Source organism: Gillisella terrae (genome assembly GCF_004801395.1).
Lineage (GTDB): Bacteria > Pseudomonadota > Alphaproteobacteria > Rhizobiales > Rhizobiaceae > Allorhizobium > Allorhizobium terrae.
Window position 1 is genome coordinate 200,551 of record NZ_SSOA01000004.1, and the last position, 12,982, is coordinate 213,532.

The 12,982-nt window shown below is 56.5% G+C and carries 16 protein-coding genes; 10 read left to right on the plus strand and 6 right to left on the minus strand.

All coding sequences use genetic code 11. The features are described from left to right. Positions 1-24 precede the first annotated feature (24 nt). From E6C51_RS10445 to E6C51_RS10455, 3 genes are read left to right on the plus strand one after another with little or no spacing between them, the layout of a single operon-like run. The gene (locus E6C51_RS10445; protein WP_190235896.1) at positions 25-789 is read left to right on the plus strand and encodes a heme ABC transporter permease; all 765 of its coding nucleotides are present in this window, start codon (positions 25-27) and stop codon (positions 787-789) included. Then, the gene (gene ccmD / locus E6C51_RS10450) at positions 786-956 is read left to right on the plus strand and encodes a heme exporter protein CcmD (protein ID WP_190235897.1); all 171 of its coding nucleotides are present in this window, start codon (positions 786-788) and stop codon (positions 954-956) included. Before E6C51_RS10445 ends, ccmD begins: the two co-directional genes overlap by 4 nt. Then, the gene (locus E6C51_RS10455) at positions 953-1,552 is read left to right on the plus strand and encodes a DsbE family thiol:disulfide interchange protein (RefSeq protein ID WP_146934370.1); all 600 of its coding nucleotides are present in this window, start codon (positions 953-955) and stop codon (positions 1,550-1,552) included. The genes ccmD and E6C51_RS10455 overlap by 4 nt, the downstream gene beginning before the upstream one ends. Positions 1,553-1,559: 7 nt before the next feature. Here the strand turns inward: E6C51_RS10455 and E6C51_RS10460 are convergent, their stop codons facing one another. From E6C51_RS10460 to E6C51_RS10485, 6 genes are all read right to left on the minus strand, one after another. Then, on the minus strand, positions 1,560-2,138 hold the full coding sequence (locus E6C51_RS10460; protein WP_146934367.1) for a DUF2585 domain-containing protein: 579 nt from the start codon (positions 2,136-2,138) through the stop codon (positions 1,560-1,562). Continuing rightward, positions 2,135-2,785 carry a septation protein A gene (locus E6C51_RS10465; RefSeq protein WP_190235898.1) on the minus strand — a complete coding sequence of 217 codons (651 nt, stop codon included), beginning with the start codon at positions 2,783-2,785 and terminating at the stop codon, positions 2,135-2,137. Before E6C51_RS10465 ends, E6C51_RS10460 begins: the two co-directional genes overlap by 4 nt. A gap of 66 nt (positions 2,786-2,851) precedes the next feature. Beyond that, entirely contained in the window at positions 2,852-4,183 is a 1,332-nt protein-coding gene (gene ftsY, locus E6C51_RS10470) for a signal recognition particle-docking protein FtsY (protein WP_190235899.1), read from the minus strand. Positions 4,184-4,203: 20 nt separating this feature from the next. After that, complete coding sequence (gene mtaB, locus E6C51_RS10475) at positions 4,204-5,478, minus strand: tRNA (N(6)-L-threonylcarbamoyladenosine(37)-C(2))-methylthiotransferase MtaB (RefSeq protein ID WP_190235900.1); 1,275 nt, start codon at positions 5,476-5,478, stop codon at positions 4,204-4,206. After that, on the minus strand, positions 5,475-6,386 hold the full coding sequence (gene dapF, locus E6C51_RS10480; RefSeq protein WP_190235901.1) for a diaminopimelate epimerase: 912 nt from the start codon (positions 6,384-6,386) through the stop codon (positions 5,475-5,477). The genes mtaB and dapF overlap by 4 nt, the downstream gene beginning before the upstream one ends. 71 nt (positions 6,387-6,457) lie before the next feature. Further along, on the minus strand, positions 6,458-7,456 hold the full coding sequence (locus tag E6C51_RS10485) for an MBL fold metallo-hydrolase (RefSeq protein WP_190235902.1): 999 nt from the start codon (positions 7,454-7,456) through the stop codon (positions 6,458-6,460). A 517-nt stretch (positions 7,457-7,973) separates the two neighbouring features. On the opposite strand from E6C51_RS10485, the gene ffh reads away from it, so the two are divergent. The 7 genes from ffh (at position 7,974) to E6C51_RS10520 (ending at position 12,977) form a co-directional block, all read left to right on the plus strand. Beyond that, positions 7,974-9,551, plus strand: a complete 1,578-nt coding sequence (ffh, locus tag E6C51_RS10490; RefSeq protein ID WP_190235903.1) for a signal recognition particle protein — start codon at positions 7,974-7,976, stop codon at positions 9,549-9,551. A 12-nt stretch (positions 9,552-9,563) separates the two neighbouring features. Then, on the plus strand, positions 9,564-9,884 hold the full coding sequence (locus E6C51_RS10495; RefSeq protein ID WP_146934340.1) for a chorismate mutase: 321 nt from the start codon (positions 9,564-9,566) through the stop codon (positions 9,882-9,884). A gap of 60 nt (positions 9,885-9,944) precedes the next feature. Continuing rightward, positions 9,945-10,310, plus strand: a complete 366-nt coding sequence (gene rpsP, locus E6C51_RS10500) for a 30S ribosomal protein S16 (protein ID WP_146934337.1) — start codon at positions 9,945-9,947, stop codon at positions 10,308-10,310. Positions 10,311-10,433: 123 nt separating this feature from the next. Further along, positions 10,434-11,021 (plus strand): ribosome maturation factor RimM, encoded by a 588-nt coding sequence (gene rimM, locus E6C51_RS10505; RefSeq protein WP_190235904.1) that lies wholly within the window; start codon positions 10,434-10,436, stop codon positions 11,019-11,021. Between the two features lie 2 nt (positions 11,022-11,023). Further along, a complete protein-coding gene (gene trmD / locus E6C51_RS10510; RefSeq protein ID WP_190235905.1) occupies positions 11,024-11,719 on the plus strand; it encodes a tRNA (guanosine(37)-N1)-methyltransferase TrmD in 696 nt (231 codons plus the stop codon). Positions 11,720-11,907: 188 nt separating this feature from the next. Then, complete coding sequence (rplS, locus tag E6C51_RS10515) at positions 11,908-12,423, plus strand: 50S ribosomal protein L19 (protein ID WP_146934328.1); 516 nt, start codon at positions 11,908-11,910, stop codon at positions 12,421-12,423. Between the two features lie 164 nt (positions 12,424-12,587). After that, entirely contained in the window at positions 12,588-12,977 is a 390-nt protein-coding gene (locus tag E6C51_RS10520; RefSeq protein WP_190235906.1) for a hypothetical protein, read from the plus strand. Positions 12,978-12,982: the final 5 nt, after the last annotated feature.

Genomic DNA, 12,982 nt, shown 5'->3' on the forward strand with positions numbered 1-12,982 from the left:
GAAGATCTCACGATACAAGGCAACATGACCGAAACGAGCCTCGCCATCACCAAGTTTTCTGACCTCGCCAACCCGACCCGGTTTCTGGCGCTGGTGCGCATCGTGCTACCGTGGATGGCGGGCATCACTGCCGTCCTGTTTGCCATCGGGCTTTACCTGAGCTTCACCTCGGAGGGCGACTACCAGCAGGGGGCCACGGTGCGGATCATGTATATCCACGTGCCTGCTGCCTGGCTGTCCATGATGTGCTACAGCGTCATGGCGCTTTCGGCCATTGGCACACTGGTCTGGCGGCATCCGCTGGCCGATGTCTCGCACAAGGCCGCAGCCCCCATAGGCGCTGCCTTCACGCTGATTGCGCTGATCACCGGCTCTCTCTGGGGCAGGCCGATGTGGGGCACATGGTGGGTATGGGATGCGCGGCTGACCTCGGTTTTCGTGCTGTTTCTCATGTATCTCGGTCTGATTGCGCTCAACCGCGCTATGGATGATCCTTCCAAGGCGGCCCGCGTGAGTGCGGTTCTCATTCTTGTCGGCTTCGTCAATATTCCGATTATCAAATTCTCGGTGGAATGGTGGAACACGCTGCATCAACCCGCCAGTATCTTGCGCATGGGCGGATCGGCCATTGATCCGGCCTTTCTCAAGCCGCTTCTGGTGATGGCTTTGGCTTCAACGCTGTTGTTCTTCACCCTTCACATCACGGCCATGCGCAATGAAATCTGGCGGCGTCGCATTGCCGCCCAGCGCCGTATGGCCGCGCGCAAAGCCGGGCAGGATGACACATGAACCACTATGCATTTTACATCAACACGTCCTACGCGGCCGCTGGCCTGATTGTGCTCTGTCTGATCGCCTGGGTCTTTCTGGATGGCCGGGCTCGGCAAAAAGAGCTGAAAGCGCTGGAAGCATCGGGCATTCGTCGCCGTTCAGCCACGGATAAGGCCAAGCCATGAGTGAAGACAGCCTTTCTGAGCCGCGCAAAAGCGCAATTTCGCGCTATGGCATTGCCGCCATTCCACTTTTGGTATTTGCCGCCATTGTCGGCATTGCCGGTAAAATGCTCTATGATCAGGATGTCAACGGCAAGAATATCAGCGAAATCCCCTCGGCCCTGATTGGCACCAAGGCCCCGTCGCTGGATCTGCCACCGCTTGCGGGTGCCAACCTGCCTGCCCTGACCACATCCGCCATTTCCGGCAAGCTCACGCTGGTCAATGTCTTTGCCTCATGGTGCGTGCCCTGCCGCGATGAGCATCCGTTTTTGAAAGAATTGAGCAAAGACCCACGCTTGCAGATCGTTGCCATCAATTACAAAGACAAAAGCGACAACGCCCTGCGTTTTCTTGGTGAATTGGGCAATCCTTACAAAGCCATCGGCATTGACCCCAACGGCAAGGCTGCGATTGATTGGGGTGTCTACGGCATCCCGGAAAGCTATCTCGTGGCCCCGGATGGCACGATTGTTTACAAGCGGGTTGGGCCGTTTGATGCCCAGTCGATTGAACAGGGGTTGTTTCCGGCAATCGAGAAAGTGCTGGCGAAAAAGTAGCGCTTCCTTAAAGCGCCGCCTGCCAGGCCTTGATCGCATCCACCGGCCACACCAGCATCAGCACGTTGAGGGTGAGATTATCGCGGATCAAATAACCGGTTAACAGCTCAAAGAAGACGGCGATTGCAATGGTCAGCCAGATCGGTGCGCGCGAGGCAAACAAGAAACCAAGCGCCATAAACACCGTATCCATGGCCGAGTTGAGAATGCTGTCCCCTGCATACCCAACCGCCATGGTGCTATCGCGGTAGCGATTGATGATGATCGGCGAGTTTTCCAGCAATTCCCATGCCGCTTCGATCAGGGTTGCAAGACTCAGGCGCTGAGCAAGGGAACCCTTGCGCAACACCAACCAGCCGAGACCATAGAACAAAAAGCCATGAATGATGTGCGACGGCGTATACCAATCGGCCAGATGCTGGGAATTACCCGGCGTATTGACACCCGGCTCAAACAGCTTGACGTAGCCGCAGGAGCAAATCCAGATCCGACCCATGAAATGTTCAGCCACCGCTTGCACGGCCAGAATGATCAGCGGAATAACCAGCCAGAAAGAGGCAGCGTGATGGGTCTTTGTTGGGTTCACTGCGCGCTCTCGTCGGTCTTGTTTTCCAGCGAGTGCTTCATGATCAAAGGCATCTGCGCCAGCGTGAAGATGATGGTGATGGGCATGGTGCCCCAGACCTTGAAATTGACCCAGACAGCATCGGAGAAATTGCGCCAGACGGCTTCGTTCAAGATAGCGAGAAACAGAAAGAAAATACCCCAGCGCAAGGTGAGCTTTTTCCAGCCTTCTTCATCGAGCTGAAATGCGGCATTGAAAACATAGCCGAGCAAGGACCGGCCAAACAGCAGACCACCCAACAGCACAACGCCAAACAGCGCGTTCACAATGGTAGGCTTCATCTTGATAAAGGTTTCATCTTGAAGCCAGATGGAGAGTGAGCCGAAAATCAAAACCACAATGCCCGACACAAATGGCATGATCGGCAAATGTTTGAACACGATCTTCGAGACGATCAGCGATAAAACCGTGGCCGCCATAAACAATGCCGTTGCAATGAACAGCGGCCCGCCAATGGCGGTCAAGGCCGGAAATTGCTTGGCCAGCCACTCGCCACGCAAATTACCAAAGAAAAACACCAGCAATGGCCCAAGCTCCAACACCATTTTCAGCATGGGATTGTGCTTTTCTGCTTCATTCGGTTGCGGGCTTTGTTCAATCACGATCATCACACTCTTTGAGTTGTCGGCTTTAAATTGTCTGCTTGAAAATTGCGTCGATTTACGGGCTGGATTTTACGGATTCACACCGGCAATGGCGCGGGCAAAATCGTCAGCCTCAAACGGCTCCAGATCATCGACGCCTTCACCCACGCCAATGAAATAGACCGGCAACTTATGCTTGGCAGCAATGGCCACCAAAATACCGCCGCGGGCCGTGCCATCCAGCTTGGTCATCACCAAACCATTGACGCCAGCAACATTGCGGAAAATTTCCACCTGGTTCATGGCGTTCTGGCCCGTCGTGGCATCCAGCGTCTGCAACACGGTGTGCGGCGCATCGGGATCGAGCTTGCCCAGCACGCGGACAATCTTTTCCAGCTCGGCCATCAGCTCGGTCTTGTTTTGCAAGCGGCCAGCGGTGTCGATGATCAGCACATCAGATTTTTCCGCCTTGGCCTTCTCGAACGCATCATAGGCCAATCCCGCCGCATCCGCTCCCAATTTGGTGCCGATAAAGCCGGAGCCGGTGCGATCCGCCCAGATTTTCAGCTGCTCGATGGCAGCGGCGCGGAACGTATCGCCCGCCGCCAGCATCACTTTCAGGCCAGAGCCGGAAAGCTTGGCGGCCAGCTTGCCAATGGTGGTGGTTTTGCCGGTGCCATTGACGCCGACCACCAGAATAACATGGGGCTTGTGGTTCAAATCCAGTGCCAAGGGCTTGGCCACCGGCGTCAACACCTTGACGATTTCCGATGCCATGATGCGGGTCACGTCTTCGCCCGTCACATCCTTGCCGTAGCGCTCACTGGAAAGCGCACCCGTGACCCGCATCGCGGTTTCCACGCCAAGATCGGCCTGAATGAGCAGATCTTCCAGCTCTTCCAGCGTGTCATCATCCAGCTTGCGCTTGGTGAACAGGGCGGCAATCTGCCCGGTGAGTTGGGAGGATGTGCGGAACAGGCCCGCTTTCAGGCGCTGAAACCAGCTGAGTTTCTCCTGCGGCGCTTCCGGCTCCGGCTCGACAATTTTTGAGGTGGAAAAACCCTTTGGCAGGGCAATCTCTGCCGCAGGCACCTCAGCAGAGGCTGTTTCTTCTGCCTCCAGCAAAGAGAGCGGCACAAGGTCCAATTCATTCGAATCCGGCTCAACAGCCTGCTCGACCTCATCGCTTGCCTTTTCGTCGTCACGCACCTTAGCATCATCGCTGGCCGGACCACCTGCGGTGTCCATCTCTTCCGGCAACACCGGATCAGCCACCACCGGCAGATCAGGCGTGCGTGGCTTCGGCAGGCTGGCGGCGGCAACGGCTTCGCGCTCTTCCGCCGTCAACTCCTCAACCACAATCGCGTCGGTGGATTTTTCGGAGCTGAAGGTGAAGACTTTTTTGAAAAAACCGATAGCCATAGGGTCTTGCTTTTCTTTGGTCAGGCCGCAACAGGGTTGGCGGCATCAAATATCAGGTGACGGCCATTATGACCGGAAATGTTAGCCTCGATAAGCGTGCCCGGCTGATGACCCGGCACAGATACGAGGGTGAAGTCTTCGCTATGAGCCATTTCATTGCGCTCCACCAGCAGCTTTTGGCGTGTCCCTACCAAACGCTGCAAGTGGTTGCTGTGCAGCGTTTCCGCCACGGCCCGCAAGTCTGCTGCCCGCTGCTTGACCACAGCCCGATCAAGCTGCGGCATCCTCGCCGCTGGTGTGCCAGGACGCGGGCTATAGGGAAACACATGCAGATGGGCAATGCCAATCTCTTCGGCCAGACGGGCCGAATTTTGCGCCATCTCTTCGGTCTCGGTGGGAAAACCGGCGATCATATCGGCACCGAAACTGAAATGCGGGCGTAACGAGCGCACCTGTCTGGCAAATTGCAGCGCATCCGCGCTCGAATGCCGCCGCTTCATCCGCTTGAGGATCATATCATCGCCATGCTGCAAGGACAGATGCAGATGCGGCATGAAGCGCGGTTCATCGGCAATCAAATCCAACAGGTGCTGATCCACCTCAATACTGTCGATCGAGGATAACCTGAGCCGGCTAATTTCCGGCACTTGCTTTAACAGCGTCTTGGCCAAAAGCCCAAGGGTCGGGTTTCCCGGAAGGTCCGCACCATAGCTGGTGGCATCTACCCCGGTCAGCACCACTTCAATATAGCCGCTTTCCACCAGCTTGCGGGCCTGCTCCACCACCGCCCCCATGGGCACGGAGCGGGAATTGCCACGGCCAAAGGGAATGATGCAAAAGGTGCAACGATGATCACAACCATTTTGCACCTGCAAGAAACCACGCACATGGCCATCAATATGGGCCACCATCTGCGGTGCGGTTTCCGTCACACTCATGATGTCGTTGACGCGCAGTTTTTCTTCCGCTTCCACACCAAAATCCGGTAGCGCGCGATAGTGTTCGGCTTTCAGCTTTTCCTCATTGCCCAGCACCATATCCACCTCAGTCATGGCGGCAAAACCGGCAGCATCCGTCTGGGCGGCACAGCCGGTGACAATGATCCGTGCCTCTGGATTTTCACGCCGGGCACGGCGAATGGCTTGCCGCGCTTGCCGCACCGCCTCGCCCGTGACAGCGCAGGTGTTGACCAAAATGGCGTGGTTCAGCCCGGCTTTCGCAGCCTCGGCCTTCATCACTTCCGATTCATAGGTGTTCAGCCGACAGCCGAAGGTGATGACATCAATGCTGCTCACGAGCCAGTTGCCTCGCTCGCTTGATCCTGATTTCGCTGCCATGCGCCGGTTTCCGGGTCCAGTTGACCAGACCACTCCCATTCGGCAGCGCCGGTCATGATCACGTGGTTGTCGCGCTCGCGCCACTCGATGGTCAGCGCCTGCTGATTGGGGCTTGAGGCCACCGTGATCACCACCTTGCGCTCGGTGTGGCCGGTGCGGGCACCTGAAACACCGGCAGAACAGGCAGCCGAGCCACAGGCAAGCGTCAACCCTGCCCCACGCTCCCAGGTGCGGGTGGTCATGGTGGATTGCGATGTCACCTGCGCAAGCGTGATATTGGCCTTTTCAGGAAACAGCGGATGATTTTCCAGAAGTGGCCCAAAACGCTCCAGATCATAGCTCATCGGATCACGATCCACCCAGAAGATCGCGTGGGGATTGCCCATGGACATGACTGAGGGCGAATGCAAAATCGGCGCATCAATTGGCCCGATCTGCAATTCAATCCGGCTGGTGTCGTGAAATTCTTCCGAGAGCGGAATTTTGGCCCACTCAAACACCGGTGTGCCCATATCCACCGAGATCGACCCATCCTCATGCTCAACAGCATTAAGAATGCCCGCCAGCGTCTGGAAGATGAAAGCCTTCAGGCCTGTCTCTGCCGATAAGGCCTGCACCACGCAGCGCGTGCCATTGCCGCAGGCCTGCGCCCGCGTGCCATCGCAATTGATAATGTCGATATAGGCAAAGGTGCCATCCAGCTTCGGATCATGGATTGCCATGATCTGATCGAAATTGGTGGCAGGGTCTTGGGCAAGCGCAATGGCAGCCTCAGGCGTCACGGGTTTGGTTTGGCCGCGCATGTCAACAACCAGAATCTTGTTTCCAAGTCCGTTCATCTTTGCAAATTCGACCAACTTGCCCATAGGCGCACCTTCTTCAACGCATTTCAGCGCTATATGGCGGAATTCAACCGCAATTACCAGTCTTTGCCACTCTACCTTATAAACGGCACGTCGAAAACCTCGCCAGCCCGCAAAGGTCGAAAGCGCTCCTTTGCTATGCCAGCTTTCGAGAGCGCCTCTGCCAGATGCTCCACCGGCTCCATCATGGGCTCATCGGTGAGCTGAAAAGTTGCGAAATGGTGGCCCACGGCAAAGGCCGCCTTGCACAGTTGAAAGCCCTCAACCGCTTCTTCAGGATTCTGGTGCTGGCCTCGCATGAACCAGCGCGGTTCATAGGCCCCAATCGGCAAAATCGCGAGGCGAAAATCACCGTATTTTTCAGCGGCAGCGCGGTAATTGATGCCATCATGAAAGCCGGTATCGCCGATATGATAAATCCGGCCCACAGGCGTCGAGATAACAAACGCCGCCCACAGTGCCATGCAGCGATCATTCATGCCACGCGCCGACCAGTGATGGCTCGGCTCGGCGGTGATCCGTACCCCCTCGGCAATATCTACGTGATCACCCCAATCCACCGCCTTGATATTGGCCAGCGGCACCCCCTTATGAATAATCCGGTCATTGCCCAAGGGCGTGATAAACAGCGGGTGAAAGGCGTGATGCAGCCGGTCCAGCGTTTTGATGTCGAGATGGTCATAGTGATTGTGCGTGACCAGCACGAGATCAATCGGCGGCAGCTCCGCAAACCGCACCCCCGGCTCCACCACCCGCTTTGGCCCGGCAAAAGACACCGGGCTCACCCGCTCCGACCAGACCGGATCAACCAGAATATTAAGCCCGCACACCTGAATGAGTATGGAGGCGTGACCAATCATCGTCACCCGCAAGCCATTACCGTCAACGGTTTTTGCCGGAACAGCCACACCCGATGGCAAATCCACTCGCTTGGGCCAGCGGGATTTCTGCCCATTCAATTTCCAGCGCAACACGTCCGCGAAGCCCAGCGGTAAAATGCCGCCGGGATTATAAAAGCGCGTTCCGTCGAAATGATCCGAGATGGGGCCGGAAAAGTAAGGGTTTTTTATCATGAATCCTGATTACTCTTGGTGTGTGCCGAAAGAACCCCTCCCCAACCCTCCCCACAGGGGGGGGAGGGAGCGCGTTGCATTCCTTTGCCAAGGTCGCGTTTCTATTATTTCAAGATGAAAAACAGACGCTTACCAAATACACCAACAGACCCCCTCCCCCTTGTGGGGAGGGTTGGGGAGGGTTGGGGAGGGGCTTTGCTGATTTTTTGCTTTGGCCTTCTTTACGCATACATAATCAAATAAGATCAATCGCGCCCAGGAAAAGCTTTGCTGCTAAAAATCGGCATTTTCCTTGACTCTGCGGTCAAAATCCTGTTTACCCCAGCCAAATCTGCGAAGAGAGAAGACTCCGAGCCGCCGACCGGGACCCGAAAAGGTATAAAGAGATCCCGGAGGTCAACATCCGACAGCGCGATGCGCCCTCGGGTGTCGTTTGGCTTTGCGTCTTGTTTTTTTCAACGAAACACACAAAGTTTTAAAGGCACCCCAACGCTTTTGAAACAATGAGGAAGATGCGATGTTTGATAACCTGCAGGACCGCCTTGGCTCCATTTTGAATGGACTGACCGGCCGTGGCTCGCTCTCTGAGGCTGATGTCTCGGCGGCGCTGCGGGAGGTTCGCCGTGCCCTGCTGGAAGCTGACGTTGCCCTCGAAGTGGTGCGCAGCTTTACCGACAAGGTGCGCGAAAAGGCTGTGGGCGCGGCTGTGCTCAAGTCCATCAAGCCCGGGCAGATGGTCGTCAAGATCGTTCATGACGAGCTGGTCGAAATGCTTGGCTCGGAAGGCGTGGGCATTGATCTGCACGCCGCCGCACCCGTTGTGATCATGATGGTGGGTCTGCAAGGTTCGGGTAAAACCACAACCACCGGCAAGATTGCCAAGCGCCTCACCGATCGTGATCGCAAAAAGGTGCTGATGGCATCGCTGGACACTCGCCGTCCAGCGGCGCAGGAACAGCTGCGCCAATTGGGCGTACAGACCGGCATTGATACCCTGCCGATCATCGCAGGCCAATCGCCCACCGATATTGCCAGCCGCGCCGTGCAGGCCGCAAAGCTGGGTGGCCATGATGTCGTGATTCTCGACACCGCAGGCCGCACCCATATTGATGAGCCCTTGATGGTCGAAATGGCCGACATCAAGAAGAATGCCAAGCCGCACGAAATTCTGCTGGTCGCCGATGCGTTGACCGGTCAGGACGCCGTCAATCTGGCGCGTAATTTTGATGAGCGCGTCGGCATTACTGGCCTTGTGCTGACCCGTATGGATGGTGATGGCCGTGGCGGTGCAGCCCTTTCCATGCGTGCCGTGACCGGCAAGCCGATCAAGCTGATCGGTATTGGCGAGCGCATGAACGAGCTGGATGAGTTTCATCCACGCCGTATTGCCGACCGTATCTTGGGCATGGGCGACATTGTTTCGCTGGTGGAAAAAGCCGCCGAAAACATTGATGCCGAAAAAGCCAAGGCCATGGCCGAGAAAATGGCCAAGGGCAAATTTGACCTCAACGACCTTGCCGACCAGCTGCGCCAGATGCAGAAAATGGGCGGCATGGGCGGCATTATGGGTCTGATGCCCGGCATGGCAGGCATGAAGGACAAGGTTGCTGCTGCCGGTCTGGATGACAAGATGTTTGGCCGCCAGATCGCCATCATCTCGTCGATGACCAAGGCAGAGCGCTCGAACCCCGACATTCTCAAGCATTCGCGCAAGAAGCGTATTGCGGCAGGCTCCGGTACGGATGCCTCGGAAATCAACAAGCTTTTGAAAATGCATCGCCAGATGGCCGACATGATGAAAATGATGGGCGGCAAAAAAGGCGGCGGCATGATGAAGCAGCTGATGGGCGGTCTTGCGGGCAAGATGGGTCTTGGCGGTGGAATGGGCGGCATGCCTGATCTGTCCAACATGGACCCCAAGCAGCTTGAAGCGCTGGCAAAGCAGGCTGAAGCGGCAGGTATCAAGCCTCCTCCGGGTCTGGGTGGGGCTGGCCTTGGTGGCATGGGCGGTGGTCTTCCCGGTCTGGGTGGTGGAAAATTACCCGGTCTTGGTGGAGGGTTTCCGGGGCTTCCCGGCCTCCCAAAGAAAAAGTGAGGATAGACACTGATGATTGATCCCGCCATCAAACAGGAATTATCCGGCTACCGCCAGTCGATCGACAATATTGATGCGGCACTGGTTCATATGCTGGCCGAGCGCTTTCGCTGCACGCAGGCTGTCGGTGTTTTGAAAGCCAAATACGATTTACCGCCTGCCGATCCGGCACGCGAGGAATACCAGATTGAACGTTTGCGGCGCTTGGCCAAGGACGCGCAACTGGACCCGGATTTTGCTGAGAAGTTTTTGAACTTCATCATCAAGGAAGTTATCCGGCATCATGAAGCCATCGCTGCTGAACACAGCGGCAATACCCAACAGACCGCCTGACGGCGGCCTCAACAAACACCGGCCATCAAAGATGGTCGTATAAAAACCTAGGAGTACCTCATGTCCCTGAAAATTCGTCTCGCTCGCGGCGGTTCCAAGAAGCGTCCATACTACCAGATCGTTATTGCTGACGCTCGCTCGCCTCGCGACGGCCGTTTCCTTGAAAAGGTTGGTTCCTGGAACCCAATGCTCGGCAAGGATAACGAAAAGCGCGTTGAACTGAATGCCGACCGCATCAAGGAATGGCTTGCCAAGGGCGCACAGCCAACCGACCGCGTACTAAAATTCCTGGCTGAAGCTGGTCTGGCCGAGCGCGCTGCTCGCAACAACCCAGAAAAGGCAAAGCCAGGCAAGCGCGCTCTTGAGCGTCTGGCTGAAAAGAAGCAGAAGGCTGAAGATGCAGCCGCTGCTGCTGCCGCTGAATAATTTTGAGCACAATTTGAAAAAGCGGGCGGCATGGCGACATGACGCCCGTTTTTGCATTTATTTTTGCCTGCGACTTCCATAGTAATGAGCAAAACCTCGACCAAAGAAGGAAAAGCCGCCGCCATGACCAAGCTTGAAAATCCGGTGCTGATGGCCGTGATTGGTGCAGCGCAAGGGCTGCGGGGCGAAGTGCGTGTCAAATCCTTCACCGCCGATCCCATGGCGATTGGCGATTACGGCAAGCTGCACGCCAAGGACGGCCGCGAATTTGAAGTGCTGGATGTGCGCGATAACAAAACCGTGGTGATCGTGCGCTTTCGCGGCATCAACGACCGCAATGCCGCAGAAGCCCTGAACGGGTTGGAACTGTTTGTCGACCGCAGCGCGCTTTCCGATGATGATCTGGATGACGACGAATTCTTCTATGCCGATCTGGAAGGTTTGGAAGTGGTCGATACGGATGGCAAAAGCTATGGCTCTGTGAGCGCTGTTTTTGATTTTGGCGCGGGCGATCTTTTGGAAGTCAAAGGTCCGGGGAAGCGTCCGGTTCTTATTCCTTTTTCCGAAGCCGCAGTTCTCGAAATTGACCTAGAAGACGGCAAGCTGCTGATTGACCCCGAAGCCGCAGGCCTGATTGAAGATGGCAGCGAGCCGCCCTTTAGCCCCGATGGCAAGCCCGCGGGCAAATCCCCTGGCAAGGGCAAGCGCTGACCATGACGTTTAAAGCCACTGTTTTGACGCTCTACCCCGAAATGTTTCCGGGACATCTGGGTGTGTCTTTGGCCGGACGCGCCCTTGAGCGCGGCCAATGGGCGATTGACGCCGTGCAAATACGCGATTTTGCCAGTGACAAGCATAGAAGCGTTGACGATACCCCGGCGGGCGGCGGTGCTGGCATGGTGCTGAAGCCCGATGTGCTGGCCAATGCCATCGACAGCATTGCCGACGATAACCGTCCCAGACTGCTGATGAGCCCGCGCGGCAAACCACTCACCCAAAAGCGGGTGCGCGAGATCGCCAGTGGTGACGGTGTGGTGATTGTCTGTGGCCGGTTTGAAGGCGTTGACCAGCGGGTGATTGAGGCACGAAACCTCGAAGAAGTCTCGATTGGCGATTATATTCTCTCGGGCGGAGAGCCTGCGGCGCTGACGCTGCTGGATGCCGTGGTGCGAATCATCCCCGGTGTGATGGGCAATGATCTGTCTGGCCTGCATGAGAGCTTTGAAGGTGGGCTTTTGGAACATCCCCATTACACCCGCCCGCAAGTGTTTGAAGGTCGCGAGATTCCAGCCGTGCTGACATCAGGCAATCACGGAGCCATTGAAAAATGGCGCAATGAGCAAGCCTTGAAGCTGACGCGCGAGCGGCGGCCGGATTTATTGCCCAATTCGCAAAAAGGCGAAAAATAACGCCATATAAGGGTGACAAACCCCCGTGATTGGTATATGGGCAGCGTCGGAAATGGGCCTTGTCCCGTCTACCAGCAAACAAAGAACGTGACACCGCTCCCGCCGCAAGGCGTAAGCTTGAGGCAGTGACCAAAAGCAAACTGTTGAGCGCTCTGGCTGTTTTAGAAGAACTTGAAAAGGTTAGACCAATGAACATCATTCAACAGTTGGAAGCCGAACAGGCCGCCAAGATCGAAGCCAAGCGCACCCTGCCTGAGTTTTCTCCTGGCGATACCGTTCGCGTTAACGTGCGCGTGACAGAAGGTTCGCGTACCCGCGTACAGGCCTACGAAGGCGTTTGCATTGCCCGTTCGGGTGGCGGCCTCAACGAGAGCTTCACCGTTCGCAAGATTTCTTACGGCGAAGGCGTTGAGCGCGTATTCCCTGTTTACTCGCCAATGGTTGAAGGCGTTGAAATCGTTCGTCGTGGTAAGGTGCGTCGCGCCAAGCTGTACTACCTGCGCGACCGTCGCGGTAAGTCTGCTCGTATCGTTGAAAACACCGGTACCCGCGCTCGCAAGCTGAACGACGCTGAACGCGCCGCCGCTGCCGAAGAAAAGGCACGTCTGGAAGCTGAAAAGGTCGCCGCAGCACAGGCTCTGGCCGCTGAAAAGGCCGCAGCAGAAGCAGCTGCTGCCGCAGCCGCTGCCGAGGCTTCTGAATAAGCATTCTGCCCTTCGGGTTTTCAGAGAGGCGGCCTTCGGGTCGCCTTTTCTATTTTAGCTGAACCCCCATCTGTGCGGCCACGCGCCGCAGGCCATGCGCACCAATCACGCTTGAAGATTATCAAGGCCGCTGTTACCAATCCGATGTGGAACAGGGGATAACCATGCGCGCACAGCACATGACATGGCGAATGGCGATACATGCATTTTGCATGTTGGCGCTGATTGCTGTCGGCTTTGCCCATAAAATCCCGAATGCATCAGCATCCCCGCTAACACCAGCGGAAATTGCCGCCTATACGCTTCCTGACGGCACCTTGCCTGTTCTGTGCATCGCAGATTACGCAACAGCAGACCATGATCACAAGCATAAGGCCGATGGTGGTTGCGAAGCCTGCCGGATTTCCGCCTCGATCTTGCTGCCTGCTCCCGCTGATACCGGGGGTCTGCTTGTTAAGCTTGAACGCAAACTGACGTTCCAGCGTATAGACTCGCCAATTTTTGCGCGTATTTTCTCCCCCAATACATCACCACGAGCGCCGCCACGCGCCTGATTTCA